This window comes from Natronoarchaeum philippinense, assembly GCF_900215575.1.
Lineage (GTDB): Archaea > Halobacteriota > Halobacteria > Halobacteriales > Natronoarchaeaceae > Natronoarchaeum > Natronoarchaeum philippinense.
Genome location: NZ_OBEJ01000001.1, coordinates 221370 through 247500, shown reverse-complemented (window position 1 = coordinate 247500; position 26131 = coordinate 221370). Strand labels below are relative to the sequence as shown.

Genomic DNA, 26131 nt, shown 5'->3' with positions numbered 1-26131 from the left:
GAGAGAGGAGAGACAGATTCCGAGCGACGCGACGCCGCTCAGGGATGTAAGACGACTTTCCCGCTGCTCTTGCGATCCTCGATGTACTGGTGGGCTTCGGCGGCGTCTTCGAGCGCGAACGACTCGCCGACGATCACTTCCAGATCGCCGTCGGTGAGCTGTTGGGTGAGTTCGGGGACGGCTTCGAGCACCCGGCCCGGGTCGTGGCGCATCGCGCGGCCGAGGTGGTAGCCGATCACGGTCTTGTTCTCGAACAGCAGTCGGCCGGTGTCGACAGACGCCGTGTCGCCGCTGGCGGCGCCGTAGGTGACGACGCGGCCGAACGGCGCCAACGCGTCGAGGCTGTCGTGGAACACGTCGCCGCCGACGCCGTCGAGTACTAGGTCAACGCCCTCACCGTCGGTCAGTTCGTCGATCTCCTCGACGAAGTCCTCCTCGACGTAGTTGATCGGGTGGTCACAGCCCAAGTCGGCCGCTCGGTCGAGTTTTGCTTGGGTGCTCGCGGTGCCGAACACCTCGGCGCCGGCGGCCGAGGCTAGCTGGACCGCTGCCGTGCCGACGCCGCCGCTCGCGGCCTGAATCAGCACGCGTTCGCCCTCTTCGAGGCCACCCCAACCGAACAGACAGCCGTGGGCAGTCAGGAACTGGACGGGAAAGCCCGCGGCCTCATCGAAGCCCATCCCGTCGGGGATCGGGAACAGCGATTGGGGGTTGGCCAGCACGTACTCGCCGTAGGCGCCGGTGTCGACCATGGCGACGACGCGGTCGCCCTCGTTTAAGTTGACCCGATCGCCCGTGGCGTCGATCCGGCCCGCGGCTTCCATGCCGGGGACGTAGGGGGGTTCCGGACCGCCGAGGTACTTGCCCCGGCGCTGCATGATATCAGCGAAGTTGATTCCGGCGGCCTCGATCTCGATTCGGACCTGTTCGGGCCCGGGGTCGGGAATCTCGCGCTCGACCGCTTCGAGCGCCTCTGCGTCGCCGTACTCGGTCGCCTCGACAACTAGCATGGATGTATGGTTCGCCTCCAGAAGGATAAACCAACTCCAACCGGCGACAACAGATAGGGAGTTGTATTAATTAGTATTCTGTCAGAAACGGACGGACAGCCTAAGGACGGGAACCGGACTACGCCTCGGGGGCAAGCGCGTCGATCGTGGCGTCGATCTGGTCGCGGTCGGCCGCCCGCGGGAACGCCAGCGCGACGGCGTCGAGCCCGTCGATCGACTCGAAGGCGGCCACTCGCTCCCGGGCCTGCTCGGGCGTCCCGGCGGCCGCCATGTCGTCGAGCACGTTCTCGGCGACGAGATCGACCGCGCGGTCGCGGTCGCCGCTGGCCCACGCCGACGCGATGTCGGTCGCCAACTCCTCGTGGCCCTGTCTGGCAAGCGAATCCCGGTAGTACGTGCCCATGCCGCCGACGTAGAAGGCCAGATGCTGGGCGGTGATCCGACGGGCCTCTTCGCCATCGTCGAGCGCGCAGGCCGGCAGGGAAAGCGTCACGCGCACGTCGTCCGGGTCGCGGTCGCCGAGTTCGGCGCCTCGACGCAAGTCGTCGAGTCGTTCTTCGAGCCCCTCGGCGGTGAACGTCGTCGCGTGCCAGCCGTCTGCGAATCGCCCGGCGAGTTCGACCGATTTGGGACCGAGTCCGGCCACGTCGATCGGCGGCGGCGTCTCGGGCGGCTCGAAGCGAAGCCGAAAGCCCGAGAGCGTGAAGATGTCGCCGTCGTACTCGACGGGCTCGCCGCCGACGACCTTGCGGATGATATCGACCGTCTCGCGCGTGCGCCGGAGCGGGCGCTCGAAGTCGGCGCCGTGCCAGCCCTCGATCACGGCGGGGCCGCTCGGTCCGATTCCGAGGCGGAATCGCCCGTCGGTGATCTCTTGGAGCGTCGCCGCGGTCTGGCCAAGTAGCGCTGGCGAGCGCGAGTAGACGTTAGCGATGCTGGTGCCGAGTTCGATCGTCTCGGTGCGCTCGGCGACGACGCCGAGCGTCGAGGCGGCGTCCCGGCCCCACGTCTCGGGGAGCCACGCGCGCTCGTAGCCTCGCTCCTCGGCGCGACTCGTCATCCCGGCGAGGGCGTCGACGCCGTCCTGTGCGGCCACGGGCAGGTGAAGCTCTCGGTCGGCGGTCGAGTTTGCTCCCGTCATGAGTTCGGCGTCTTCATGATGTCGGGCGCGCCGGCCGCGCGGATCGTTTCGCCGACGATATACGACGACGCGGGGCTGGCGAGGAACTGCGCGATGTCTGCGATCTCCTCGCTCAGACCGATCGTGCGGTCGACCTCGGCGCGGTCGATCTCCTCGGCGGTGACGCCCATCTGCGATGCGACGCCGGGAGTTGCGACGTAGCCCGGCGCGATGCAGTTGACGCGGACGCCGTCGGCGGCCCACTCGTGGCCAAGCGTCGTCGTGAGGTTGATCACGGCCGCCTTCGCGGCGGCGTAGTGGCTCATGAAGGGGGCGCCGTCTTGGCCGGCCTCGCTGGAGAGGTTGATCACGACGCCGCCGCCGTCCTTGAGCTCGTCTTCGGCGGCTTGGGTACAGTGGTACGTCCCCGTAAGGTTGATGTCGACGATCTTCTGCCAGCCGTTGGGGCTGATGTCCTCGAAGTTCGCCATGAAGGAGGCGCCGGCGTTGTTGACGAGCACGTCCAGCCCGCCGAAGCGCTCGACGGTCGTCTCGACGAGCGCGTCGACGGCGTCCCGGTCGGTCACGTCGCACTCGACGGCGACGGCCTCGCCGCCGTCGCGCTCGTTGATCGCCTCGGCGACCGGATCGACGTTGTCCTGCTCGCGCGAGCAGACGACTACGTCGGCGCCGTCGGCGGCGAACCGCTCGGCGATCGCCTTCCCGATACCGCTGGACGCTCCCGTGACGACGGCCGTCGATCCGTCGATGGTGAACCGACTGTTCGTCACGAGCGCTCGACCTCCCCGCGTGGCGTGGTACTCATGCGCAACCGACGATACACAGTGAACTATCTTAAAGTTGGTCCGTGGGCGGCCTGCGGCGGACGCCACGCGGCGTCGTCAAAAGCGTGGTTCAGTTCCCGCCGTCGTTTCCGGAACCGCCCGACCCGTCGCCACCGGTCGAGCCGTTCGAGGGCGGCGCGAGTTGCGTAATAAACGCCACTGGCGTCTCGCCGTCGTCGCGCCGGCCGGCCAGCACGACGGCGCCGTCGTCGCGGGTCGCCGCCGACGAGACGACGCCGTCGACGGTCTGGAGCGTCAGTTCCTCGATGAGTTCGCCGTCGGCGCCGAGCAGGCCCACCCACGGCTGGCTGGCGCGGCTCCCTGCCACGATTCGTCCCGCGTCGCCGGCCGGCGTGGCCGTCCGGAGCGCGGCGTCGGTGAGCGTACGCTTCCACCTGACGCCGCCCTCGGCGTCCAGCCTGGCGATCCAGCCGTCGCCGGCGAGTTGGTTCTCGCGGATCGATCGGATGTACTCGTAGCTCCCGGCGGTGCCGACCGCGAGGTAGCCGTCGCCGGCCGGGCGCACGTCGGCGATGGACAGATCGGTCGCGTCGGCGTCCTCGCTGGCGAACTCGTAGGTCGACGACCACTGCCGGGCGCCCGAACTGTCGACTGCAACGACCCAACCGTCAGCGGGGTTGGTGTCGGAGGTGCCCTGCGGCGTCGACGCGCCGGCGAGCAGGTAGCCCCCCTCGATGGCGCGGATCGTCGTGAACGCGTCGTATCGCTCGTCGTCGGACCAATCGGCGTTGTTGGCGCCGCCGGAGGCGTAGGTCTGCTGCCAACGTAGTTGCCCCTGTGCGTCGACGCGCGCCAGCCAGCCGTCGCCGCGCCGGGTGTCGTCGAACGTCTCTCCGAGCGTGACGCCGGTCAGCAGAAAGCCGCCGTCGGGCGTCCGGACGCCGTCGTGGAACACGTCGCGATTGGAGTCGACGTTCGGACGAGGGTAGGTCTCCTGCCAGCGCTGGTCGCCGTCGGGGCCGACTCTGACGATCCAAGGGTACTTGCTGTCGGCGGCGTCGGCACCGTCGCTGGCCGGGTCGTGCGTCCAGCCGACGACCGCCCAGCCGTCGCCCGCGGGAATCACGCTCTCGACGGCGTCGAACGCGTCGCCGGCCCGGCCGGGCGCAAACCCCGCCTCGAACGTCGTCGACTCGGGCCCTTCGACACCGAGCAACCACCCCTGTCCCATCCCCTGCTCCGTCGTCCGGACGCCGCCGACTGCGACGGGGCCGCCAACATCGGGCGCATCCGATTGCGTCCCGTTTTGTGCGCTCGCGTTGGTCGCGGAAGCGTTCGTTGCCGAGGCGTTGCCACCGGCGGATGCATTGCCCCCAGCAGACGGCGCCTCGGGAAGCCGTCGCTGGCTGGCCGCCGCGGTGAACGCGCTCGGCCCGGTGCCGTAGGTGCCGTCCCACGCGACCGACAGCGCCGACGGCGCCGGCGTCGTCTCGTTGTCGCCCTCGCTCTCGTTGTCGTCGCCCGTGGTCGGCGATACCTGCACGCCGGTGATGATCAGCGCCGTCCCCAGCGCGGTGATCCCGCCGGCGGCGAGTAGGCCCAGCCACTGCCGGCGGGTAGCCCCGCGATCGTTCTCCGTCCCCTGACCCATGTCCGGGCACATGAACCGTCCAGCGTTAGTTATACAGGGCCAAACGACGCGGTGGGAAAGCGGCTGCTCGACGGCGCTTCGGGCCGGTGGCTGCCGATCGAAACGCGTCGGCGGTAACGTCTTGTTACTCGACGGCGTCGAATCGACCCCGCCGTCGGCGTCCAAACGGCCATGACAGTTGGTACCGGGCGATTGCAGAAGCTGCCGAGCGGTATGGTCAGCCATACCGGAGCCACGATCCAGTGTGCGGATTGTAGCGTTACCTTAACGACCCCCCGATGCCTACGAAGTGATCCGATGGAGGAGCGCACCCGAGCGTACCTGCGGGGCAGGTTCCGCGACTACTACAGACGGACCTCGATAGCGCCGCCGCCGGACGCAAACCTCCGAGAGTGGGGCTTTATCCCGTGGACCGCCGGGTCCGGCACGACGATGGTCCGGCACAAATCGCTGCTCGATCTGGGTGCGCTCGACGAGTTTCTGGCGCGCAAACGCCCGCGTCACGTCTACTTCTCGGCCGGCCGGTACGACGATCCGAGTTCGGACACGATGGGCTCGAAGGGGTGGCGCAGTTCCGATCTCGTGTTCGACCTCGACGCCGACCACCTGCCCGGCGTGACGCCGAGCGAGGACAGCTACGAGGAGATGCTGGCGACCTGTAAGGACGCCTTGCTCCGCCTGCTCGACATCCTCGAAACCGACTTCGGCTTCGAGGATCTGACGGTGGTGTTCTCGGGCGGCCGTGGCTATCACGTCCACGTCCGCGACGACGGCGTCCGCGAACTGGACCGCGAACAGCGCCGCGAGATCGTCGACTACGTCCGAGGCATCGACGTGGAGTTCGAGCACCTGATCGAACAGGAAGCCGTCGGCGGCACCGCCGGCCGGTCGAGCCCAGCGCACAAGCGCTCGCTGGTCACCGACGGCGGCTGGAGTCGACGCGTCCACCGCCGGCTCACCACGTTCGTCGACGAGTTGCTCGACCTCCCCGAGGAGGACGCGCTCGAACGACTGCAGGAGTTCGACGGCATCGGCGAGGGGAAAGCCCGTGGCGCGCTGACCGCGGCGCGGAACAACCGCCAGCAGATCGAGGCGGGCAACGTGGACGTGCATCCCGCCGTCTTCCAACTCGCGCGCATCCTCGCCGAGGACGTGCTCGACGCCGAGAGCGCGCCGATCGACGAGCCGGTCACGACCGACACCAACCGATTGATCCGCTTGCCCGGTAGCCTCCACGGCGGCACCGGCCTGCGCGTGCTGCGGATCGACCGCGACGAGTTAGCCGGATTCCGGCCGCTCGACGACGCCGTCACCGAGCAGTTCGTCGGCCAGCAGATCCGCGTCGACGTAACCGGCACCGAGGAGATGCCGGGCGGGACACAGGACAGCGCGACGATCAGTCTGGGTGGCGATAGCTTTACAATCGAGCCGGGTGCACAGACAGTACCTGAACACGTGGGCGTCTATCTGATGGCCCGCGGCCACGCCGAAAAGGAGAAAGAATGAATCTCGACGACCTTCGATCCGTCCAGAGCAAGGAGCGCCAGAAAGACAGCCTCCAGCACCTCCGGGAGTCGTTTTATTCGGATGTCGGAGACTACGTCGAGCAGCTAAAGGACGAGCGCGACCGGGCCGCCGAGCGCGCCGACGACCCCTTCTCCTCGCCGGAAGTCGGCCGGCTCACCGACGAAATCGAGACGGCCGAGGAAGTCGTCGAAGCGATCTACGAGCGCCGGATGGGCAAACTCGTCAAGCGCGCCAGTATCGCCGCGGCCGGAATGCCCGCCGACGACGAGGGCCTGACCGCCGAGGAACAGGATCTGTTCGAGGATCTGGTCGACCGGATCGAGACGAACAAGGCCCACGTCCTCGACGTGCTGGCCGGCGAGGTCGACGGGGGAGACGAGGACGCCGTCCCGCCGGAGCGAGGCGACGACGACGGCGCTTCGGGAGACCGGAACGACGCCGACGCGTCGCCCGACGCAGCCGAGCAACCAGCCGACCCCGAACCGCCGAGTGACCGGCCGACGGGCGAGGCGTCGTCGGTCAACGCGGCCGACCTGATGGGATCCGGCCCCGACGGCGACAACACGCCGACGGCGTCCGACGCGTCGCCCGCGTCCGCTGACGGATCCACGACAGACGCCGCAGCACCCGGCGCATCGACATCGGACGCCTCGAATCCCGGCGAACCGCCAGCCGAGCCCCCGAGCGACGACGGCCCCGACGCGGCGTCGAGCGACGGTGGGGTGAATGAGCCGGCAGACGGCGATGCTTCGGCGGCGTCAACAGGCGATGGAGGGCCGGACGCCCCGACGTTCGACGACGAACCGGACGCCGACCGCGCGACGGTCCGCATCACGCAGGACGTGGGCGAGATTCTCGGCGTCGACGACAGGGAGTACGAGCTGACCACCGAGGACGTGGTTACGCTGCCGGAGACGAACGTCGAGCCGCTGGTCCAGCGCGACGCCGCTGAACGGCTCGACTGAGGACTTTTTCGGGAATCGCATCGATCGCACAGCGGCGCATCCAAACGTCAGCGTAGCGCAGAGGCAAGATCGATCGGGATCCCAAGAACCCGGAATGTAGCGGAAGTTCCGTCGAATTTGGGAGAGAATCTGAAATATCCTCTTTAGTGCGAGGTACGCAGCGATCGTATGCCAGTTGCCTTTTCACGCGCGCTCGCCAGAGATCTGGCTCCTGAAGTCAGACGGCAAGTCGATCCGCGGACAAGTATCACCGGACAGTTGCTCGCAGTCGGCCTCGCACTCGCCGGGCTAGTGTTACTGCTGCTCACCGGCGCAGTCTGGTGGGTGACGACGCGGCTGGCGGCGACGACGGCACAAGCGGACGCCGTTTTCGGCGGGGCCGTGTTGCTGTTGGGCGTGTTCGTCACGACCGAAGCGTTCGCGCTCGCTGCGGTCCGTCAGTCGATCGTCGGCGGGCTCCGAACGCTGGACAGTCGGACGCAGGCGGTCGTCGAGCGCGGTCGCTTCGACGGCGAGTTCGAGATCGACCGAGACGACGAGATCGGCCGACTCTCGTGGAACGTCGCCGAACTCCGGAACGAACTGGACGCACAAGTCGACGCGGTCGAGTCGCTCAACCGAGATCTGGCATCGGTCGCAACGTCCCAGTCGCGGACGCTCGCGGCCTGCGAGCGCGGGGATCTCACGCGGCGCATGGACGAAGACACCGACATCCCCCAGTTCGACGCGATGGCGCTTAACTTCAACTCGATGATGGACAGAACCGAGCGGCTCGTCGGCGAGGTGCGGTCGTTCAGCCGGACCGTCTCGGAGGCCGCGACCGCGACCGCCGATAGCGTCCAGAGCGCCCGGACCGCCGCGGCCGATATCGTCGCCTCGACCGAATCGATCAGCGACGGAGTCTCCGAACAGCATCGGCGGGTCGACCGGACGGCGGCGGCGACCGGCGACCTGTCGGCCAGCATCGAGGAGATCGCCGGCGAAGCCGACGCCGTTGCGAAGCGGTCCGAGCGCGCCGCTCGGACGACCCGTGAGGGCGGCGCCGCCGCCGAGGAGGCGCTGGGCGAACTCGACGCGATCCGCGAGCAGACCGATCGGTCGGTCGCAGACGTGGCCGCGCTCCACGAGATGATGGACGACATCAGCGAGACGACCGACAGGATCGCCGAGATGGCAAAGCGTTCGAACAAGATCGCCATCAACGCCCAGATCGAGTCCGCACGCTCCTCTGGCGGCGATGCCGCCCACATCATCAGCAGCCGGATCAAGAAGCTCGCGGACGACACCGGCGATGCGGCCGACGAGATCGACGGACTCGTCGAGTCGCTGGAGGCACAGACCGAGGCGGCGCTGGCTGGCATCCGCGAGACTGAGACTGCTGTCGAGCGGGGTGCCGAGACGATCGAGACCGCGTTCGACGCGCTGGAAGACGTCGAGACGGCCGTCGAGGACACGAGAGTCGGCGTCGAAGAGATCGACGACGCGACCGACCGGCAAGCCGACCGCGCCCAAGAGGTCGCTCACGCGGTCGAACAGGTACGCCAGATCGGCGAAGCAACCGCCGAGGAGGCGGGCGAGGTCGCAGAGCGCACTCACGAACAGCGGTCGGCCATCGACGCGGTGAACAGGCGCATCGAACGGTTGTCGGCGGCCGCCGACGATCTCGACGAGCGCCTCGACGCGTTCACGGTCGGACAAGCGACTGATGCGACGCGACGACGAGGTGCCGCCTGATGACCGAGGACGGGGTCGAACTTCGGGACGATGCGGCCGCCGGGGGGTCAGACGATGACCCACAAGGGCCAGCCCCGGAGCTGACGCCCGAGCAGGTTGTCGAGGCCCAAACCAGCACGATCGGGAGCACCGACTCGGCCGACGCGTCGGACGAACAGGGAGCACAGGATCGAGTGCTGCGGACGCTGTTTGCGTTCGCCGCGCCGGCGTTTCGACGCCGCCACGGCGACTTCGAGGGCGTGGCCGCCGCGATGACGAACCCGATCTACCGCCCGCTGGTCGCCGCCGACACCGTCGAACGCGGGCCGATCGACACCGACGGCGATCGGGCTGTCCAGAAGGTGCTCGCCCGCTCGACCGACGGAGAGGACCGAACCTACGAGATCGTGCTCGAACGCCAGTCGACGGGCGAGCACGAGGACTGTTGGTTGATCGCCGCGGTAGACATGGTGTACGTCGGCGAGAGCCCGGCGTTTCAGCGCCGGCCGACGGTCGAGTTCGACGGCCGGGCGATCACGTGTGAGGAGGGAGCCACGCTTCGGGACGTGTTGCTCCGGGTCGAGGGACGGTCGCCGTACAACGACGTTTCGCAAGTGGCCAACTGCGGCGGGAACGGACTGTGTGGGACCTGCGCAGTCGAGGTCTGTGGCGACGTTGACGAGCCCTCCGAACGCGAGCGCCGGCGTCTCGAACTGCCGCCCCACTCGGGCGAGGACGATCTGCGACTGTCTTGCCGGACGACCGTGCAGGGCGACGTTTCGGTCGTCAAGCACGACGGCGTGTTCGGCCAGCACGTCGCCGAAGACGACGCTTCGGCTTCGAGCGACACGGAGGGCGATCGATGAGCGCCGCCGACCTCCACGACGGCGTCGATACGAGCCCGTTTCTCGTTCTCGGGGCGCTGCTGGGCGCGATCGGCTGGGCGGCGACGCAGTACGTCGCGTGGAACCCCGGCGTCGTCCTCGGCGCGGTCGGCGTCGCGGGGACGACCGCGATCGTGCTGGGCTGGCTCGGGGCGACGCTGCTGATGGCAGCCGTGGGCCTGACCGTCGCGTCGCGGGCGGTGCGGTACAGTCCCCCGCTGTGGGTCTGGTCCGGACTCGTCGGCGCCGCAATCGCCGTCAACCTCTCGGTGGTGCTCGGCGTCGCGCCGCGGTCGGTCGCGCGCTACGCGCTGTGGCACCCTTGGATGGTGGCGTTCGCCCTCGGGTTCGCGCTCACGGCGATCCTCGCCCGCGGCCGAAACCGGCTGGCGTACGCGGCCGGTAGCGCGTCGAGTCTACTGGTGCTGGCCGCCGCGGTGGTGTTTCCGGCGGCGACTGGCGGCATCATCTTTCTGCTGACCGGCGTCGTGCACGCCGGTCCGCTGCTCGTGGACGCCTACACGGCTCCGCCGGCTATGGCTGCAACTGACGATGCCACTCCGACCGATGACGCCGCTTCGACGACTGCCCGAAATCCATGACCGACCAGACCGACGGCGACACGACCGACCGACGTACAGCACTTCGGCTCGCAGCGACGGGGCTTGCAGGGAGTCTTGCGGGCTGTCTCTCGAACCCGTGGGAACCGGGCGGCGAGCCTGCGAACAAGTCCGCTGCACCCACTTCCGACGGCGGCGCTGGCGACACCGACGACCCGTCGGCGTCGACCGGCGGGAACGAGACCGATGGGGGAGGTGACGAGGCTGGCGACGAACCCGGTGAGACGGGCGGAGCGTCCGATGGGAGCAGCGACGACTCGCCGTCCGAGCCCGATCTCGTTGTCGAGGTCGCCCCCGACGGCTTCCGGTTCGAGCCCTCGACGTTCGAGATAGAGCGCGGCGACACGGTGCGCTGGGTGTGGCGGGCCAGCGGGCACAACGTTCGAGTCCGATCGAAGCCGGACGAATCGACTTGGGACGGCACCCCTGGATCGGCGTCGGACACCTACGCAGAAGGAAACGAGCACAGCCACACGTTCGAGGCGACGGGCGACTACGAGTTCTTCTGTGCGCCCCACCAGACGCTCGGGATGGAAGGTTCGTTCACGGTTCGGTGACGTGAGAGTGCTCTACGGCGTCGAGTGCGGCGCCCGCAGCGTCTCGATCTCGACAAGCAAAACCGGTTTTGCTCTCGGTGCTCTCGGGGAGGGTATGCTCGAAATCGGTGCGGACGCCCCGGAGTTCGAACTGCCAGACCAGCACGGCGAACCGAGGTCTCTTTCGGAGTTCGCGGGACAGCGTGTCGTCGTCTACTTCTACCCCCGCGCGGACACGCCGGGCTGTACCACCGAGGCCTGTAGCTTCCGGGACGCCTACGAGGAATTCGAGGACCGAGACGTTGCAGTCGTCGGGATCAGCGACGATCCGGTCGAGGATCTGGCCGGTTTCGCCGAAAAACACGACCTGCCGATCACGCTGCTGTCCGACGAGTCCGGCGAGGTCGCAGACGCCTACGACTCCTACGGCGAGAAGAACATGTTCGGAAACACGTTCGACGGCGTGTTCCGCAACACGTACGTCGTCGACGAGTCGGGCCAGATTGCGGCGGTCTACGAGGGCGTCGATCCCGAGGGCCACGCCGAGGAGTTGCTCGCGGAGCTGTCGGACGACGGCGCGCAGTGACCGGAGAAAACGGCACCGGGCGAACCGCACGAACAGAGGAAAAGCGTCAGCGGAGCGGTCGGCGTCCCGTGCTCACAGCCCGAGGTAGCCCGAGTTGGGCAGTACGCCGATCAGGTAGAGTACGCCGATCGCAAGCGTGTAGAGGAAGATCGACATCGCGGGCGGGTCGACGTGAGTGCCCGAGTGGGCGTAGGCGATCCGCTGTGTGACTTCGGCCAGCAGCGAGCCGACGACGCCGCCGAAGATTGCGGCGATCATCACAGCCAGTTCACTGCCGGTCGCGCCCGCCGCGACGACGGCGAACGTCGATCCGCCGAGCGTGATGTGGTGGGTGACTGGGAAGTTCTCGACGCCGAGGTTCAGGAACAGCAGGCTGGCCGCCGAGATGCCGTAGGCCATGAAGATACTGCCCGTCATGATCCACGTCCAGCCGCCCAGCGCGCCGCCGACGAGGCCGATCGTCGTGACGCCGCTCCACGTGTACTGCTGGGGGAGCCACGGCTCGACCGAGAGTCGACCGCTGCCGTCACCCCGTTCTTCTTCGCGCTCGAACGGCGTCATGTCGAGGTAGCCGCTCCCGGCCGGACTGCCGATCAACGGGTAGCCGAACACCGGCCGCGCGAGCAGCGCAGTAGCGAACACGGCGAAGGCGATGGTGTCGAACGGTAGTCCGAGACCGTTGAACGTCCGGACGATCAGCATGCCGAGAACGCCGAAGATGGCACCCACACCGAGGATGTCCGGCTTGGTACCGAACGCGTAGAGGATGTTCTTCCCGAAGTGGTAATCCCAGTCGGCGGGCTCCATCTCGCCGTAGCGCATTCCGGCGTACGATGTCGCCGCGACGCCGCCGGCGAAGGCGACGTGGGGTCCCGTCACCGGACCGAAACCGATGGTGCCGGTGACGCCGGATGCCAAGTCTGCACCGCCGAGTTCGGTGAACTCCGAGCCCGCGCCGGCCAGCGCCGCTAGCCCTTCGCCAAGTAGGACGACGAAGCCCGTGAAGACGAACGAAGGCAGCGCGCCGATGGCGGCACCGAACGCGCCGCCGGCCGCGGCCGCGAGCACGAGCACGAGGAAGTGCTCCCAGCCGAGGCCGATCACGGGCACCTGCATGACGGCCAGTTCCAGCGTCATGCTCAGTCACCTCCGTCGCGCGCCCAGTCGAGTGAGCGCTCGACGGCCTCCGACCAGCGGTCGTACTTGTCCTCGTACTCGCCGGCGGCCTCTGGCTCGAACTCGCGGTCGACCTGCCAGTTGTCGCGGAGTTCGTCGGCGGTCTCCCAGTAGCCCACGGCGAGCCCGGCGGCGTAGGCCGATCCTAGCGCCGTGGTCTCGTCGACCTGCGGGCGCGCGATGTCCGTGTCGATGATGTCGGACTGGAGCTGACAGAGGAAGTTGTTCTTGACCGCTCCGCCGTCGACCCGCAGCGACTGCATGTCGATGCCGCTGTCGGCCTCCATCGCCTCGGCCACGTCGCGGGTCTGGTAGGCGATCGACTCTAAGGTCGCCCGGACGACGTGTTCCTTGCGGGTTCCGCGAGTCATCCCGAGGATCGTTCCGCGTGCGCGCTGGTCCCAATGGGGTGCGCCCAGCCCGGTAAACGCCGGGACGAAGTAGACGCCGTCGGTCGAGTCGACGCTGCGCGCGAGTTCGGCAGTCTCGGCGGCGTCCTCGATGAGGTCCATGTCTTCGAGCCACTCGATCGCGGCGCCGGTGATGAAGATCGCACCCTCCAGCGCGTACTGGACGGGCTCGCCCGATCGCTGGAAACCGACCGTCGTCAGCAGGCCGTGTTCGCTCTCGACGGCCTCGTTCCCGGTGTTCATCAGGAAGAACGACCCGGTCCCGTAGGTGTTCTTCGCGTCGCCGGCGTCGAAGCAGGTCTGGCCGAACAGCGCGGCCTGCTGGTCGCCCAGCGCGCCCGCAACGGGAACTTCGGCGCCGAGGAACCCGTCGTCATCGGTGTGGCCGTACAGGTCCTCGTCGCTGGACGGGCGCACTTCGGGCAGCATCTCTCGCGGCACGTCGAACTCCTCTAAGAGCTCGTCGTCCCACTCCATGTCGTGGATGTCAAAGAGCATCGTCCGGGACGCGTTCGTCACGTCGGTGATGTGATTGCCCGTCAGATTGTAGATCACCCACGTGTCGATCGTTCCAAAGAGGATCTCGCCCTCCTCGGCGCGCTCCCGGACGTCCGCAGGTCTGGCTCGCTCGGTCTTGATCGGATCGGCGTTGTCGAGCAGCCACTCCGCCTTCGTCGCCGAGAAGTACGCGTCGGGTTCCAGCCCCGTCTTGGCCTGCACGTCGTCGGCCTTGCCCTCGTCTTGGAGCTGTTCGATCCGATCGGTCGTCCGGCGGTCCTGCCAGACGATGGCGTTGTGGACCGGTCGCCCGGTGTCGGCGTCCCACAGCAGCGTCGTCTCGCGCTGGTTGGTGACGCCGATCGCGGCGAGCTGGTCGGCCTCGATGTCAGCCTGATCTAGCGCCTGCGTGATGACGTCCTTGGTGTTCTCCCAGATTTCCCGCGGGTCGTGCTCGACCCAGCCGGGTTCGGGATAGATCTGTTCGTGCTTCTCGTAGGCGTTCGCCACGACCTGCCCGCCGTGGTCGAACACCATGAATCGCGTGCCGGTCGTGCCTTGATCGACGGCGCCGACGTAGGTGTTGGTTGCCATGGTTGGATGGGTTCTGCCGGAGCGGTGTGGTCCGGTCGCACGCCACTGTTTACCGCCAGTAGCGCGTTAGCAGTAAACATAAGCCACATTCATTATAAATGTTTCCAATAACGGGTTCCTTACGGTGGTAGTAGTCGAAATATACCGGGCGATTCTTTTTTGAGGAACAGATTTCGTTCGATCGTCTGATCTTTACCAGATAACTCGGAATAGCGGTAAAGTGAAGTGGGACGGGCTATACCATACATAAGACGAATGCCAACCAGTACCGAGGTCCTCGTCATCGGCGGTGGGTCGACCGGCACTGGCATCGCCCGCGACTTGGCGATGCGCGGAGTCGATGTCGTCCTCGTCGAGAAAGGGAACCTCACGCACGGGACGACGGGGCGCATGCACGGCCTGCTCCACAGCGGGGGGCGATACGCCGTCTCGGACCAAGCCAGCGCCAAGGAATGTATCGAGGAAAACAGAGTCTTACGCGACATAGCGAGCCACTGCGTCGAGATGACCGGCGGGCTGTTCGTCCAGCGGCCCGAGGATAGCGACGAGTATTTCCGGGAGAAACTGGAGGGATGTCGGGAGTGTGACATTCCCGCGGAGGTGCTTTCACCCGAGGAGGCCCGAGAAGTCGAGCCCTACCTCGCCAAAGACATCAAGCGCGCGATACACGTGCCCGACGGCGCGATCGACCCGTTCCGCCTCTGTGTCGCCAACGCGGTCAGCGCCGAGAACCACGGCGCGCGCATCGAAACCCACGCCGAGGTGATCGACGTGCTCGTCGATGACGGGGAGGTTTCGGGCGTCGAGGTCCGCCACGAGAGCGGGCCGGGCAAGCGCGAGCACGCCACGCCGGGGACGACCGAGGAGTTCCACGCCGATTACGTCGTCAACGCGACGGGCGCGTGGGCCGGCCAACTGGGGGAGATGGCCGGCGTCGACGTCGAGGTCCGACCCTCGAAGGGCGTGATGGTCGTGATGAACGCCCGGCAGGTCGACACGGTGATCAACCGGTGCCGACCGAAGGGCGACGCCGACATCGTGGTGCCCCACGAGACGACGGCGATCCTCGGAACGACCGACGAGGAGGTCGAAGATCCCGAGGACTACCCCGAAGAGCAGTGGGAAGTCGACATGATGATCGACACGCTCACCGAACTGGTGCCGATCCTCTCGGAGGCCCGCACCGTGCGCTCGTTCTGGGGCGTCCGGCCGCTGTACGAGCCGCCGGGCACCGGCACCGAGGACCCGACCGACATCACGCGCGATTTCTTCCTGCTGGACCACGACGAGCGCGACGACCTGCCGGGGATGTCCTCCATCGTCGGCGGGAAGTTCACCACCTACCGGATGATGGCCGAACAGATCTCCGATCACGTCTGCGAGAAGCTCGGCGTCCGCGCGCGCTGTCGCACCGCCGACGAGCCACTGCCGGGCAGCGAGGATCCCATGGCACTCGAAGACGCTATGGACCGGTTCGGGCTGCGCTCGCCGGTCGCCCGCCGGAGCACCCAGCGGCTGGGCAGTCGCGCCGAAGAAGTGCTCGACATCGGCGAGCCCAACCCGGTGATCTGCGAGTGCGAAGGCGTCACCCGCGCGGAAATTCAGGACGCGATCGACCAGTCGGGAACCGACCTCAACGCCGTCCGGATCCGCACCCGCGCGTCGATGGGCAACTGTCAGGGCGGCTTCTGCTCGCTCGGCATGGCACAGGAACTCTCGCCGCGCTACGACGAACAGTCGGTGCGGGACGCCTACGACGAACTGTTCCAAGAGCGCTGGAAGGGCGAGCGCCACGCGCTGTGGGGCGAACAGCTCTCCCAAGCGATGCTCAACTACGCCCTCCACGCGACGACGATCAACGCCGACGCCGATCCCGCGCGCACGGGAACGTCGGTCGACTTCTCGGCGTTCGACGCCGGGCGTCCGGACGCCGCGGCGTCGAGCGGCGAGGGGACCGGCGACAGCATGTCGCGCGCGACGGATGGGTCCGGTCGGCCAGTCGACGGAGGGGAGCATGGCAATTGAAAACGACGTGCTGGTGATCGGCGGCGGCGTCGCCGCCGTCGCGTCCGCACTCGCGGCCCGCGAGACGGGCGCTGACGTGCGCCTGATCGCGCACAAACAGAGCACGCTCCGGCAGGCCAGCGGGCTGATCGACGTGCTCGGTTACCACCCGGCCGACGCCGACGACGATGCGAGCCGAACAGAGCCGATCGTCGATCCCTTCGAGGCCATCGAGGAAGTCCCGGAGGGCCACCCCTACGAGCGCGTCGGCGCCGGCGCGGTCCGAGCGGGGCTGGACCTGTTCGACGATGTCGTCGGCGACGCCTACGTCGGCGGCCACACCGACCGCAACGCGCTGGTGCCGACCCACGGCGGCGCGGTCAAGCCGACCGCGCGGTATCCCGCTAGCGCGGCCGCAGGGGTTGCCAGCGACGACCGCGACGCCTTCTTCGTCGGCTTCAAATCGGTGCCGGGGTTCGACGCGCTGGTCGCCGCGGATCATCTCCGCGCCGCCGGCGTCCCCTTCGACGTGCGGGGCGCGACGATCGAGTTCCCCGGTGATCTGCGCGACGACGCCAAGCTGACCCGGTACGCACACCTGCTCGATCGGAACGACGCCGTCGAGGTCGACGGCCGGTCGCGGCCGGTCCGGCAGGCCCTCGCCGAGCGCGTCGAGGAGCGTCTCAGCGGTCACGAGCGCGTCGGCTTCCCCGCGATCCTCGGCGACGACCACCCCGCCGAGGTGCGGGAGGCGCTGTCGGACCTGCTCGGCGCCGAGGTGTTCGAGGTGCCGATGGGGCCGCCAAGTCTCCCCGGGATGCGCCTCTCGGATATGCTGTTCGAGGCCTTAGAAGACGCCGGCGTGCGCGTGACGACCGGCAACCCCGTCGTCGACTTCGAGGCCGACGGCGACCGCGTCGATCGCGTGATCGCCGAGCACACCGCCAGCCGGGTCCCCTACCGCGCCGAGCAGTACGTGCTCGCCACCGGCGGGCTCGTGGGGAAAGGCATCCAGTCGGACCGCGAGCGCGTCTACGAGCCGATTTTCGACTTGCCGGTCCCCCAGCCCGAGGACCGCTACGACTGGTTCGAGGAGGGCGCGTTCGACGACCACCCCTTCGCGCGTTTTGGCGTCCCGATCGACCGCGAGACCCGGCCGCTCGACGCCGACGACGAACCGGCTTACGAGAACCTCCGGGCCGCCGGCGCGGTCGTCGGCGGCTACGACTTCGCTGCCGAGAAATCCGGCTCGGGCATCTCGCTGGCGACGGGCTACGCCGCCGGTTCCGAAGCGGGTGATCGCGCGTGAGACAGACGACCGCGGGTCGACGCCGTCGCGTCCGAGTTGCAGGCGGTCGGCCCACCGAGGTGATTTCCAATGAGTGATGCAGAAACTTCCGACGATTTCGACGTGACGACCGACTCGACGACCGGCGACGACGAGTTCGAGCCGGTGCAGGTGTTCCCCGAGACCGAGGAGATGGACCTCCGTCCCGGTTCCGACGACTGTTACAAGTGCTCGACCTGCGATACGAACTGCCCGGTCGCCGAGGTCGACGACGACTTCCCCGGGCCGAAGTTCCAAGGGCCCGAACAGTGGCGCCTCAAGCGCAAAGAGGACCAAGACATCGACGACTCGATCGATAAATGCTCGAACTGCATGCGCTGTGACAGCGCCTGTCCCTCCGACGTTCCCCTGAGCCAGATGCACAACACCGCCAGAGGGGAGTACGTCGAGAATCAGATGGACAAGCTCTCACAGGAGTACGTCCGCAACCGCATCCTCTCGAACTACAACTTCTTCGCCGGACTGGCGAGCAAGGTTCCTCGGCTGGCCAACTTCGTCACCGGCCTGAGCGTCACCCAGTGGGCCGGCGAGAAGGTCTTGGGCGTCACGTCCGAACGCGAGTTCCCCGAGTTCGCCGAGCAGACGTTCCGCGAGTGGTGGACCGAGCGCGGCGGCGCGCAGGTCCACAACCCCGACAAGCGCGTGGCCTACTTCCACGGCTGTTACTCGAACTACAACACCCCCGAGGTCGGCAAGGCGATGGTGGAGGTCTTCGAGGAGTTCGGCTACGAGGTCATGGTGCCCGAGCAGGGCTGCTCGGGGACGCCGATGTTCGCCAACGGGATGTTAGACGACGCGCGGCGCCACGCCGAGACCAACGTCGAGAACCTCGTCGCTGCGATCGGCGAGGGCGCGGACGTGATCGCCTCCTGTACCTCCTGCTCGTTGTCGCTGCGTCAGGAGTACCCCGAACTGTTCGACATCCACGGGATCGACGACGTTGCCGAACACACCTACGAGGCCTTGGAGTACCTCCGGATCCACGAGGATCTGGCGAGCGAACTGGAGGGCACGGAAGTCGACTTCCCCGATCTGGCCTACCACGCGCCGTGTCACGCCCGCAACCAGGGGCTCGACGGGCAGGCCATCGAGATGATCGACCGTATCGACGGCGTCGACGCCGAGGACGTTGGCGACTCCTGCTCGGGCATCTCGGGCACCTACGGCTGGAAAGTCGAGAAGTACGATCTCTCGATGCAGATCGGCGAGGAGATGTTCGATCACATGGAATCGGCCGAGGGCGACGTGGGAATGACGGAGTGTCCCACGTGTGCGATGCAGATGGGCCACGGGACGGGCTACGAGATCAAACACCCGCTGGAGGTGCTCGACGCCGCGCTCGTCTCGGAAGACACATCACGCCCCTAATCCCAACTCCCTCCAGATGGAACTCAGCGAGCGCATCGCGCGACGACTGGAGACGACGACGAGCGGCGGCCTCGTCGTCGACGAGAGCGCACTCAACCCCGCCGTCCACCTCCCGGAACCGGTCGGCCGGGGATCGGTCATGGAGCAGATACTCGATGCGCTCGACCCGGTGTTCGACGGCGAATGCCCCGACGACCTCGCCGTCTGTGGCCCGCGGGGCAGCGGGAAATCGGCGATCCTGACGGCGCTGTTCGCCCAACTCAACGAGAGTTTGGGCCGGAGCGACAACTCGATCTGGACGTCGACCCGGGGAAGCGGCGATGCCACGGCGCAGTTTGCCTACGTCGACGCGCGCCGCGCCGACAGCGAGTTCCAGTACTATCACGCCATCCTTGACACCGTCTCCCACAATCCGGTGCCGCGCCGTGGCGTCGGCACCGACGAGCTCCGCGAGCGCTTGGCCGACGTGGTCGCAGAGCATTCGAGCGCCATCGTCGTCGCCGTCGATCATCTCTCGGAGACCGACGACGGCGTCGCCGACGTGCGGTCGCTGCTGGAACCGGTGGCGGCGGGCACGGCGCTGGTGATCGTCGGCGAGGAACCGCGAGACGACTGGGACGGCCGGACCGTCGAGGTGCCGGCCTACCGGTCGCACGCATTGGTCGATCTGCTCACCGAACGCGGCTCGTACGGACTCACCAACGGCGCGCTGGCTCACGACGACGCCCGCCGGATCGCCGACTGGGCCGATGGCGACGCCCACGACGCGCTCGCCGCGCTGTTTGGCGCCGCGATCAGCGCCGACCGGGACGGCGCCGACCGGATCCGCGAGCGCGACGTGGATGTGGGCATCGACGCTGTCCCCGACAACTGCGCACAGATCGGCCAAGTGCTCGCGCTGCCGGAAAACCGGCGGACCGTGCTGTCCGAACTGCTTCGGGTCGACGGACACGAGCGTCCGATCAGCGACGCCGCGGAGGCGGTCGGAGAACGGACCGATCTCTCGCCGAGCACCGTCCAGCGATATCTCTACGAACTCGCCGAAGTCGGGCTGCTGTCCCGCAAAGCGATCGAAGGCGACTGCGGAAACGGTCGGACGCCGACCCGAGTCGTGCCGCAGTTCCCGACGCTGGTGTTCGAGCGGCTCGAACAGCGATCGCGGCTGTAGCGGTCAGCGCGGCGTCAGATCGCGGCTGTCCTCACTCCTCCGAAGCGGCGTCAAACCGCGGCTGGCGATCGTCTTGGGAGTCGTTGTCCTCGCCGTCGCGAGCGCGGCGGCCCGCGTCGTCGTCCTCGGCGTAGTCCAGATCGTCGGTGTAGTGATCGATCGCCAGCACCGCGGCCGCCCCGACGCCGGCGACTGCGAGCGCCGCCAGCGCGGCGCTGGCGGTCGCGGCGCCGCCGCCCGCTTCGGTGACGTGGCTCGCAACGTCGCGACCGGGAACGAGCACGCCGCCGATCATCAGCGCCACGAGAAAAGCGAGCGTCCGCTGCCGGTGGTGGTCGAGCGCCCACTTGACCGCGTGGGCGATCGAGAGCACGCCGACGAGCGCGCCCGAGCAGAAGGTCACGACGACGACGCCGGAATCGAGCAGCGCCGCGACGCCGCCGCCGGACGCCAGCCCGACGAGCGCGTCCAGAAAGGCGGTCAGCGCGTCGAGCATGAAGTAATACTGGCCGAGCACCAGCAGGAAGAAGGCGCCAGAAACCCCCGGGAGGATCGTCGCGCTCACCGCGACCATCCCGGCCAGAAACACGAGCGGGAGCGCGTGGGGCGCCGAACTCCCGCCGAGAAACGCCATGCTCCCCGCGAGCGTGATGCCGACGGCGACGATCAGCGCCGTCTCGGCGTCGTCGACCGACACCTGCCGGGCCAGTACGACGGCTGAGGCGCCGATCAAACCGACGAAGAAAGCAGCGGTGAGCCCCGGGTAGGACTCGGCGACCGCACCGACGATCTGGGAGGCCCCCACGATTGCCGTGGCGATGCCGGCGCCGAGCGCGAGCAGGAAGCCGATGTCCATCTCGCGGAGCCCGTCGGCGAGAGCGGCCCGCGACTCGGCGTCGTGCGGCCGCAGCGCGTGGCGGAGTAGCCGCGGGTCCGCGTTCGTGATTGCGGCGATGAGTCGCTCGTAGATGCCGGTGATCAGCGCGATCGTCCCGCCGGAAACGCCGGGGACGATGTCTGCAGAACCCATGAAAATGCCCTTGAGGTAGATCGAGAGCCAGCGTCGCATGTACTCGTGTGTTGAGCGAGCGAACGGAAAACCGTTCCTGTCGTCGGACTACCGCGACCGAAAAGAGATCGGCTACGGCGTCGTTACGCGCTCAGGGCCGGACGGGCGACCGGTTCGAGGTCAGCGGTCGTGTTACCGCCGTCGGAACCGGAGCCGTCGGTGCCGTCCGCGTCGGAGCCGGAGCCGTCGGTCTGGTTCCCGCCGTCGCTGGCGTTGCCGCCGTCGTACTCGCCGAGGTCGACCTGCACCGACTCGCCGTCGACAACGGCCGACTCGGAGACGTTCGTCGTTCCTTCGAGCGAGATGCTCGCGTTCTGGTTCCAGCCGTCGCGCTGGTAGTCGGAACGGGAGACGTTGTCGCCGGCGACGATGGAGTAGCTCGTCGTCGCGTTGACCGCGCTGTCGGTGTAGCCGTCAGCGGGGCCCAGTTCGTCGTTCGTCGCGTAGGGCACGGTGATCGAGAACGTGCCGTCCTCGCCCGTCTGGACCGACTGCGTGTAGAGGAACGGCCGGTTGGCGTTGGTCTCCAACTCGACCGCCGCGATCACGGTCTGGTTCGGCGCGGCCTCGCCCGTCAGCGTCGCACCGTCGACGCGCTCGTAGGTCTTGACCGTTGACTCAACATCAGCATTTAGACCGGATTGCAAGAGACTTAGTCGAGTCTGACCTGTCGCATTCCAGCCTTGAGCGAATGGTCCACTCGTAGCCCACGTTTGGCCTCCGCCCCGCGTGGGGATATTCCCGACTACGGAGAAGCGTTCATTCTCATGAACAAGTCGATAGTTGCTTAGTCCGTTAGCATCTTGGAAGTACAACTCACTGATCATCGAATTGTCGTACTGTCCAGTACCGGGGCGCATCATACCGTCAACATCCGGCGGCGATGTCCATTGGGTAATTGCCCAGAACTTCTCGCCGGCCATCTGGTCGTCGATCATCACGTACCGAGTGTCTTCGCTCTGCTGTTGCTCGCTCGTCGAGTTGACGAGTTCGCGGAGTTCGGCCGTCGACATCTCGCCGATCCGCTCGTCAGTCTCCTGTGCGGCGGGGAGGGCATCTAGCAGCAGGTTCGCACGCTCTTCGGACTGGGCTTGGAAGAACGCGCTCGCGGTGCGGGCGCCCTGCTGGAACGGGTTGGCGACCGCGGGTCGTTCGCCCTCGACGGTGATCCAGTGGCCGTAGTCCCACCACGACATGACGCCGTAGGCACCGTCGGGGTACTGGTAGTCGTTCGTCTCGGAGTAGCTTCCGTAGTAGGCGAACTCGGAGTCCGCACCGCCGTAGGTACCGGGTTCGGGCGTGTTCTCGCTCATCCAGTCGAGGCTGTCGTCCCACGTCGTCACGCTCCCGGGCTGGCGGGCGTTGGCCTGCTGGTAAGCCGTCGCGCCACCAGCGCCGAACGACACCGCGATCGGGAACACGATCAGGACGATCGCCGCCGCGATCGCAAGCACCTGATACGTTTCGACCTCCTTGGCGCGGTCGAACGAGGGGATGCCGAGCAGACTGAATACGCCCCGCAGCGCGACGGCGTTGAGCACCGCCACGACCGCCGCGAGGTAGTAGTGGAATCGAACCTGCGAGAGCGCCATCAGCGTCACGAACACGGCCCAGACCGCAACGAGCAGATGCTCGGAGCGGTAGCGGTCGGGCATCGACAGCGAACCGAGCGTCATCCAGCCGAAGCCGATGATGGCGACGACGTAGGTGAATCCGTAGTTCCGGAACATGAAGGCCATCGCGCCGCCGGGCTGCGACAGCGTCGTCTGTGCCTCCTGAATCGTCAGCGTCGCGTCGGACTGGCCGAGCAACAGTGCGCGTTCCATCTGTTGCCAGACCGTATCGACGACGCCGGGAACGACGAAACTGCCGACGACGATGGCGGCGACGCCGATCGCGCCGACGGTGAGCGGGTAGCTCTGGGGATCGCGGCCCTGTTGGTCCCACTGGCGTGCGAGCCACGCGAGGAACACGCAGCCGAGCGCGACCGCGAGCGCCAGCGAGACGTGGAGCAGCGACATCGTCGTCGGGGAGCCGAAGGTGAACGCCTCGACCATCGGGAGGAGCAACACGGCGCCGATAGTGAGACTGAGCGCGCCGACGATGGCGACGTGTTCGGGGCTGCGACCGTGGACCACGTCGATCGACAGCGCCACGGCGAAGAAGGCGCCGAAGACGCCGACCAGCACGACGCCGGGCGGCCACGTCCAGAGGTACAGCGCCAGCGCGAGGCCGGCGAGCGCGCTCCACTTGATCGTCTCGCGCAGGCCGCCCCAGTCGCCGTCGCGGAACTGCTCGAAGACGGGCTTTTCGCGCTCGGCGACGGTCACGGCGACCATCATCGCCAGCACTGCGATCGTCTGGAACAGCACCTCACCGACGTGGTGGTCGGTGAAGCCGACGACCGAGCGCAACAGGAACTGCCCGGGCAGCAGCGCCAGCACGAGGACGGCAAAGAGCCCGCCGAGGCGGTCGCTCAGGCGCTTGCCGAGGTAGTAGACCGGCACCGCACAGAGGGTGCCGATCACGGCGGGAGCGACCGCAAAGGCGATCGCGGCCTGTCGGTCGCTGGGCGATCCCAGTCCGAGGACGAGAATGCCGGCGGCGATCAACTGGTCGAACAGCGTCCCGAACTGACCCGTCGACGTGCCGAAGGGGAACTGCGTCCACGGATCGAACGGCATCGTCGAGAGCCAGTTTTTGACCGCGAACATCGTCTCGCGGTAGTGGTAGTAGGCGTCGTTTCCAATGAAGTACACCGCGCTGTCCCGGACGACAGCGCCGTACGACTGGAACCGCACCCACAGCATGTACAGCATCATCACAGCCAGCGCGGGGACGTGATACCAACGCTGGGCGAGATCGACGACGGACTCCGTGGATCCGACGCCGACCTGTTCCGTGTCCGTACTCATCACCAAGGACCAGTCCCATACGGAGAATAAGCCTTGTCATCTACGAACGGACTATATCGCGGTGGCAGTCCAACCAGCGGCGTCGAGAAGCCGAGAGAGCGGCGTCGAAACGACGGTTTCGGTCGCAGAAAAATTGGCCGCAGGGACGGATCGATGATAGACCAGCCGGCACGTACGAGACGGTGATCGAAGCGAGCCGGGATCTTTGCAGCAATAGATCCGCAAGAACGGCGCGGGCGCGGCGCCGACAGGAACCCAGCCCCCGCACCCATACTGTTATCGGACCGCAGCCGAGAGGACGGATAATGAGTGCGTACCGCGGTGCGATACTGGACGTAGACGGAACGATCGTGTTGGGCGACCAGTCGATACCGGGCGCTGCCGACGCCGTCGACGTGCTTCGGGACGCCGGTCTCGATCTGCTGTTGTTCTCGAACAATCCGACCAAGCGCCGGGACCACTACGCCGATCGGCTGGCCGACCACGGCATCGAGATCGACCCATCACGATTTCTGACCGCGGCAACCGTCACCGCCGAGTATCTCGACGAACACCACGCCGGAGACGATCTGTTAGTTGTCGGTGAGCCCGGCCTCGAAGACCTGCTGGTCGAACGTGACCTCGCTCTGGGGGCCGGTCCAGACGACGCCGACGCCGTCGTGGCATCGATCGACCGCGAGTTCCACTACGACCGGCTCACCGAAGCGCTGTGGGCGCTCGAAGACGACTCCGCGGCGTTTCTCAGCACCGATCCGGACGTGACGATCCCCGTCGAGGACCACCTCGTCCCCGGCTCGGGTGCGATCGTCGGCGCGATCGAAGCGGCGACCGGACGCCAGCCCGATCGCGTGCTCGGGAAACCGGCAGACACGGCGATCGACGCCGCGCTGGAACGACTCGGCGTCCCGCCGGAGTCGGTGCTGGTCGTCGGCGACCGCCTCGACACCGACATCGCACTCGGCGAGCGCGCTGGCATGACGACCGCGCTGGTGCTGACCGGCGTCACCGATCGAGAGGACATCGACGACGCCGAGATCACGCCGGACCACGTGCTGGAGTCGATTGCGGAGGTCGAGGAGTTGTTGTGACGGCCGGTGGTGAGTGTCGTTCACTGCGTGGGCGATGCCCCATGCGGGCTAATCGCTCCAAAAGGCGCGCTGTCTGCGTTCGATTTCAGCGAGCACGTTTGAAAGCACATCACGCCAGTCAGCAGGGTGGCTCGCATCGTTGCCCGGCGTCGGTGCGTCTGGTCCGGGATGGATGTGATCACGCGCGTTGTGATCGGATGGGTGTCGGTCCCATCGATGATCGAATTCGCTCTGGATGTGCTCCTCGTGGTACTGTATCGAGAAGTCGCCGTTCTCGAACCACACAATCTCGACGCGTGCTGTCGACACGGAGTTGGGATAGAACCGTGAATCCCAGATGCAAACTAACCGGTCGGGTGCAAACTCGGGCTCCCGCTCGATCCGGTCGAAACGCTCGTCAGTAGCCAGTCGCTCCTCGATGCGGTCGAGCCGGTCGAAATCCACCGGTGCACCGCTGCCATCGTCAGGCGAGCCGCCGTCCTCCCGCCGGTTCATACGATCGTGCGTCGATCGGCGGCATCACCCGAATCGGTTCGCAGTGCCCGCTCAAGCAGAGAGACGCGCCGGCGGGCGGTTCGCCACGCAGTGACCTCCTCCCACACGTCTTCGACGGATCGTCCGGAGTCAGCAGCCCGTTTCGAGAGCGCCACCGCGTCCGGCGTTTTGGCATCGAACTGCTCGGCCAGCGCTTGGGCTCGCGTCGTTTCTGTGTCTAAAAACTCGACGAGTTCGTTAGTCGAATAATCGTTCTGGAGCGTCTGTGCGCGTCGCCAGTTCAGATAGGCTTGGTTTCGCTCGTACGTCGACGGGGACTCGGTGACTTTCGTCACGATGCCCATTCGCTCGAACCACTCTAGGTACTCTCTCGCGGCGTCGACACCCCGCCCTGCGAGGTCAGCGACCTCGTCGGCCGTCGCAGGGCTGTCGAGTCCGAGCACGGCGTCAAAGAAATCATCACGCGTCCGGTCCCCGTGGACGACTTCGTCGGGCGGCGTCAGTGCGTCGAAATCCGGCCGATCGGCGCGCTCGTCAGGGTCGGCCGTCAGTTCGGAATCCGGATCTTGCATACCGACGG

At 67.3% G+C, this 26131-nt stretch carries 22 protein-coding genes; 12 read left to right on the top strand and 10 right to left on the bottom strand.

What is annotated here, in order from left to right:
• Positions 1–38: 38 nt before the first annotated feature.
• From CRO01_RS01295 to CRO01_RS01280, 4 genes are all read right to left on the bottom strand, one after another.
• A complete protein-coding gene (locus CRO01_RS01295) occupies positions 39–1010 on the bottom strand; it encodes a quinone oxidoreductase family protein (protein ID WP_097007317.1) in 972 nt (323 codons plus the stop codon).
• A 118-nt stretch (positions 1011–1128) separates the two neighbouring features.
• Positions 1129–2151 (bottom strand): TIGR04024 family LLM class F420-dependent oxidoreductase, encoded by a 1023-nt coding sequence (locus CRO01_RS01290; RefSeq protein ID WP_097007316.1) that lies wholly within the window; start codon positions 2149–2151, stop codon positions 1129–1131.
• Positions 2148–2921: an SDR family NAD(P)-dependent oxidoreductase gene (locus CRO01_RS01285; RefSeq protein ID WP_097007315.1), complete on the bottom strand. Its 774-nt coding sequence runs from the start codon at positions 2919–2921 to the stop codon at positions 2148–2150. Before CRO01_RS01285 ends, CRO01_RS01290 begins: the two co-directional genes overlap by 4 nt.
• A 124-nt stretch (positions 2922–3045) precedes the next feature.
• Entirely contained in the window at positions 3046–4587 is a 1542-nt protein-coding gene (locus tag CRO01_RS01280; RefSeq protein WP_097007314.1) for a hypothetical protein, read from the bottom strand.
• A gap of 297 nt (positions 4588–4884) precedes the next feature.
• Between CRO01_RS01280 and priS the strand changes: the two genes are divergently transcribed.
• The 7 genes from priS (at position 4885) to bcp (ending at position 11418) form a co-directional block, all read left to right on the top strand.
• Positions 4885–6093, top strand: coding sequence for a DNA primase small subunit PriS (priS, locus tag CRO01_RS01275; RefSeq protein WP_097007313.1), 1209 nt, complete (start codon positions 4885–4887; stop codon positions 6091–6093).
• Positions 6090–7079: a DNA replication complex subunit Gins51 gene (locus CRO01_RS01270; protein WP_097007312.1), complete on the top strand. Its 990-nt coding sequence runs from the start codon at positions 6090–6092 to the stop codon at positions 7077–7079. The genes priS and CRO01_RS01270 overlap by 4 nt, the downstream gene beginning before the upstream one ends.
• A gap of 168 nt (positions 7080–7247) precedes the next feature.
• Complete coding sequence (locus tag CRO01_RS01265) at positions 7248–8813, top strand: methyl-accepting chemotaxis protein (protein WP_097007311.1); 1566 nt, start codon at positions 7248–7250, stop codon at positions 8811–8813.
• Positions 8813–9658: a 2Fe-2S iron-sulfur cluster-binding protein gene (locus CRO01_RS16855; RefSeq protein ID WP_245838480.1), complete on the top strand. Its 846-nt coding sequence runs from the start codon at positions 8813–8815 to the stop codon at positions 9656–9658. The genes CRO01_RS01265 and CRO01_RS16855 overlap by 1 nt, the downstream gene beginning before the upstream one ends.
• On the top strand, positions 9655–10278 hold the full coding sequence (locus tag CRO01_RS01255; protein WP_097007310.1) for a hypothetical protein: 624 nt from the start codon (positions 9655–9657) through the stop codon (positions 10276–10278). Before CRO01_RS16855 ends, CRO01_RS01255 begins: the two co-directional genes overlap by 4 nt.
• A complete protein-coding gene (locus CRO01_RS01250) occupies positions 10275–10853 on the top strand; it encodes a plastocyanin/azurin family copper-binding protein (protein ID WP_097007309.1) in 579 nt (192 codons plus the stop codon). The genes CRO01_RS01255 and CRO01_RS01250 overlap by 4 nt, the downstream gene beginning before the upstream one ends.
• Before the next feature lie 94 nt (positions 10854–10947).
• Complete coding sequence (gene bcp, locus CRO01_RS01245) at positions 10948–11418, top strand: thioredoxin-dependent thiol peroxidase (RefSeq protein WP_097007308.1); 471 nt, start codon at positions 10948–10950, stop codon at positions 11416–11418.
• Between the two features lie 72 nt (positions 11419–11490).
• On the opposite strand, the gene CRO01_RS01240 is transcribed toward bcp, so the two are convergent.
• On the bottom strand, positions 11491–12555 hold the full coding sequence (locus CRO01_RS01240; protein WP_179747363.1) for a hypothetical protein: 1065 nt from the start codon (positions 12553–12555) through the stop codon (positions 11491–11493).
• A 2-nt stretch (positions 12556–12557) separates the two neighbouring features.
• Positions 12558–14096, bottom strand: coding sequence for a glycerol kinase GlpK (glpK, locus tag CRO01_RS01235; RefSeq protein WP_097007307.1), 1539 nt, complete (start codon positions 14094–14096; stop codon positions 12558–12560).
• 255 nt (positions 14097–14351) lie between these two features.
• On the opposite strand from glpK, the gene glpA reads away from it, so the two are divergent.
• The 4 genes from glpA to CRO01_RS01215 all read left to right on the top strand — a co-directional run bounded on the left by glpA (position 14352) and on the right by CRO01_RS01215 (position 19984).
• On the top strand, positions 14352–16121 hold the full coding sequence (gene glpA, locus CRO01_RS01230) for an anaerobic glycerol-3-phosphate dehydrogenase subunit GlpA (protein ID WP_097007306.1): 1770 nt from the start codon (positions 14352–14354) through the stop codon (positions 16119–16121).
• Positions 16111–17409: a glycerol-3-phosphate dehydrogenase subunit GlpB gene (gene glpB / locus CRO01_RS01225; RefSeq protein WP_097008292.1), complete on the top strand. Its 1299-nt coding sequence runs from the start codon at positions 16111–16113 to the stop codon at positions 17407–17409. The genes glpA and glpB overlap by 11 nt, the downstream gene beginning before the upstream one ends.
• Before the next feature lie 69 nt (positions 17410–17478).
• A complete protein-coding gene (locus tag CRO01_RS01220; RefSeq protein WP_097007305.1) occupies positions 17479–18816 on the top strand; it encodes an anaerobic glycerol-3-phosphate dehydrogenase subunit C in 1338 nt (445 codons plus the stop codon).
• A gap of 16 nt (positions 18817–18832) precedes the next feature.
• Positions 18833–19984, top strand: coding sequence for a Cdc6/Cdc18 family protein (locus tag CRO01_RS01215; RefSeq protein ID WP_097007304.1), 1152 nt, complete (start codon positions 18833–18835; stop codon positions 19982–19984).
• 31 nt (positions 19985–20015) lie between these two features.
• Here CRO01_RS01215 and CRO01_RS01210 read toward each other — a convergent pair whose 3' ends face one another.
• Positions 20016–21053 carry a DUF368 domain-containing protein gene (locus tag CRO01_RS01210; RefSeq protein WP_097007303.1) on the bottom strand — a complete coding sequence of 346 codons (1038 nt, stop codon included), beginning with the start codon at positions 21051–21053 and terminating at the stop codon, positions 20016–20018.
• Positions 21054–21136: 83 nt separating this feature from the next.
• On the bottom strand, positions 21137–23968 hold the full coding sequence (locus CRO01_RS01205) for an oligosaccharyl transferase, archaeosortase A system-associated (RefSeq protein WP_097007302.1): 2832 nt from the start codon (positions 23966–23968) through the stop codon (positions 21137–21139).
• Positions 23969–24273: 305 nt separating this feature from the next.
• Here CRO01_RS01205 and CRO01_RS01200 point away from each other — a divergent pair, with 305 nt between their 5' ends.
• Entirely contained in the window at positions 24274–25056 is a 783-nt protein-coding gene (locus tag CRO01_RS01200) for an HAD-IIA family hydrolase (RefSeq protein WP_097007301.1), read from the top strand.
• Positions 25057–25104: 48 nt separating this feature from the next.
• Here CRO01_RS01200 and CRO01_RS01195 read toward each other — a convergent pair whose 3' ends face one another.
• Together CRO01_RS01195 and CRO01_RS01190 are read right to left on the bottom strand one after the other, a co-directional pair.
• Positions 25105–25551: a hypothetical protein gene (locus tag CRO01_RS01195; protein WP_097007300.1), complete on the bottom strand. Its 447-nt coding sequence runs from the start codon at positions 25549–25551 to the stop codon at positions 25105–25107.
• The gene (locus CRO01_RS01190; protein ID WP_097007299.1) at positions 25548–26123 is read right to left on the bottom strand and encodes a DUF7342 family protein; all 576 of its coding nucleotides are present in this window, start codon (positions 26121–26123) and stop codon (positions 25548–25550) included. The genes CRO01_RS01195 and CRO01_RS01190 overlap by 4 nt, the downstream gene beginning before the upstream one ends.
• Positions 26124–26131: the final 8 nt, after the last annotated feature.

Excerpts from the sequence above, each read along its gene's own strand:
- CRO01_RS01295 (WP_097007317.1), bottom strand. The coding sequence starts at position 1,010 with ATGCTAGTTGTCGAGGCGACCGAGTACGGCGACGCAGAGGCGCTCGAA.
- CRO01_RS01290 (WP_097007316.1), bottom strand. The coding sequence starts at position 2,151 with ATGACGGGAGCAAACTCGACCGCCGACCGAGAGCTTCACCTGCCCGTG.
- CRO01_RS01280 (WP_097007314.1), bottom strand. The coding sequence starts at position 4,587 with ATGGGTCAGGGGACGGAGAACGATCGCGGGGCTACCCGCCGGCAGTGG.
- priS (WP_097007313.1), top strand. The coding sequence starts at position 4,885 with ATGGAGGAGCGCACCCGAGCGTACCTGCGGGGCAGGTTCCGCGACTAC.
- CRO01_RS01270 (WP_097007312.1), top strand. The coding sequence starts at position 6,090 with ATGAATCTCGACGACCTTCGATCCGTCCAGAGCAAGGAGCGCCAGAAA.
- CRO01_RS01265 (WP_097007311.1), top strand. The coding sequence starts at position 7,248 with ATGCCAGTTGCCTTTTCACGCGCGCTCGCCAGAGATCTGGCTCCTGAA.
- CRO01_RS16855 (WP_245838480.1), top strand. The coding sequence starts at position 8,813 with ATGACCGAGGACGGGGTCGAACTTCGGGACGATGCGGCCGCCGGGGGG.
- CRO01_RS01255 (WP_097007310.1), top strand. The coding sequence starts at position 9,655 with ATGAGCGCCGCCGACCTCCACGACGGCGTCGATACGAGCCCGTTTCTC.
- CRO01_RS01250 (WP_097007309.1), top strand. The coding sequence starts at position 10,275 with ATGACCGACCAGACCGACGGCGACACGACCGACCGACGTACAGCACTT.
- bcp (WP_097007308.1), top strand. The coding sequence starts at position 10,948 with ATGCTCGAAATCGGTGCGGACGCCCCGGAGTTCGAACTGCCAGACCAG.
- CRO01_RS01240 (WP_179747363.1), bottom strand. The coding sequence starts at position 12,555 with ATGACGCTGGAACTGGCCGTCATGCAGGTGCCCGTGATCGGCCTCGGC.
- glpK (WP_097007307.1), bottom strand. The coding sequence starts at position 14,096 with ATGGCAACCAACACCTACGTCGGCGCCGTCGATCAAGGCACGACCGGC.
- glpA (WP_097007306.1), top strand. The coding sequence starts at position 14,352 with ATGCCAACCAGTACCGAGGTCCTCGTCATCGGCGGTGGGTCGACCGGC.
- glpB (WP_097008292.1), top strand. The coding sequence starts at position 16,111 with ATGGCAATTGAAAACGACGTGCTGGTGATCGGCGGCGGCGTCGCCGCC.
- CRO01_RS01220 (WP_097007305.1), top strand. The coding sequence starts at position 17,479 with ATGAGTGATGCAGAAACTTCCGACGATTTCGACGTGACGACCGACTCG.
- CRO01_RS01215 (WP_097007304.1), top strand. The coding sequence starts at position 18,833 with ATGGAACTCAGCGAGCGCATCGCGCGACGACTGGAGACGACGACGAGC.
- CRO01_RS01210 (WP_097007303.1), bottom strand. The coding sequence starts at position 21,053 with ATGCGACGCTGGCTCTCGATCTACCTCAAGGGCATTTTCATGGGTTCT.
- CRO01_RS01205 (WP_097007302.1), bottom strand. The coding sequence starts at position 23,968 with ATGAGTACGGACACGGAACAGGTCGGCGTCGGATCCACGGAGTCCGTC.
- CRO01_RS01200 (WP_097007301.1), top strand. The coding sequence starts at position 24,274 with ATGAGTGCGTACCGCGGTGCGATACTGGACGTAGACGGAACGATCGTG.
- CRO01_RS01195 (WP_097007300.1), bottom strand. The coding sequence starts at position 25,551 with ATGAACCGGCGGGAGGACGGCGGCTCGCCTGACGATGGCAGCGGTGCA.
- CRO01_RS01190 (WP_097007299.1), bottom strand. The coding sequence starts at position 26,123 with ATGCAAGATCCGGATTCCGAACTGACGGCCGACCCTGACGAGCGCGCC.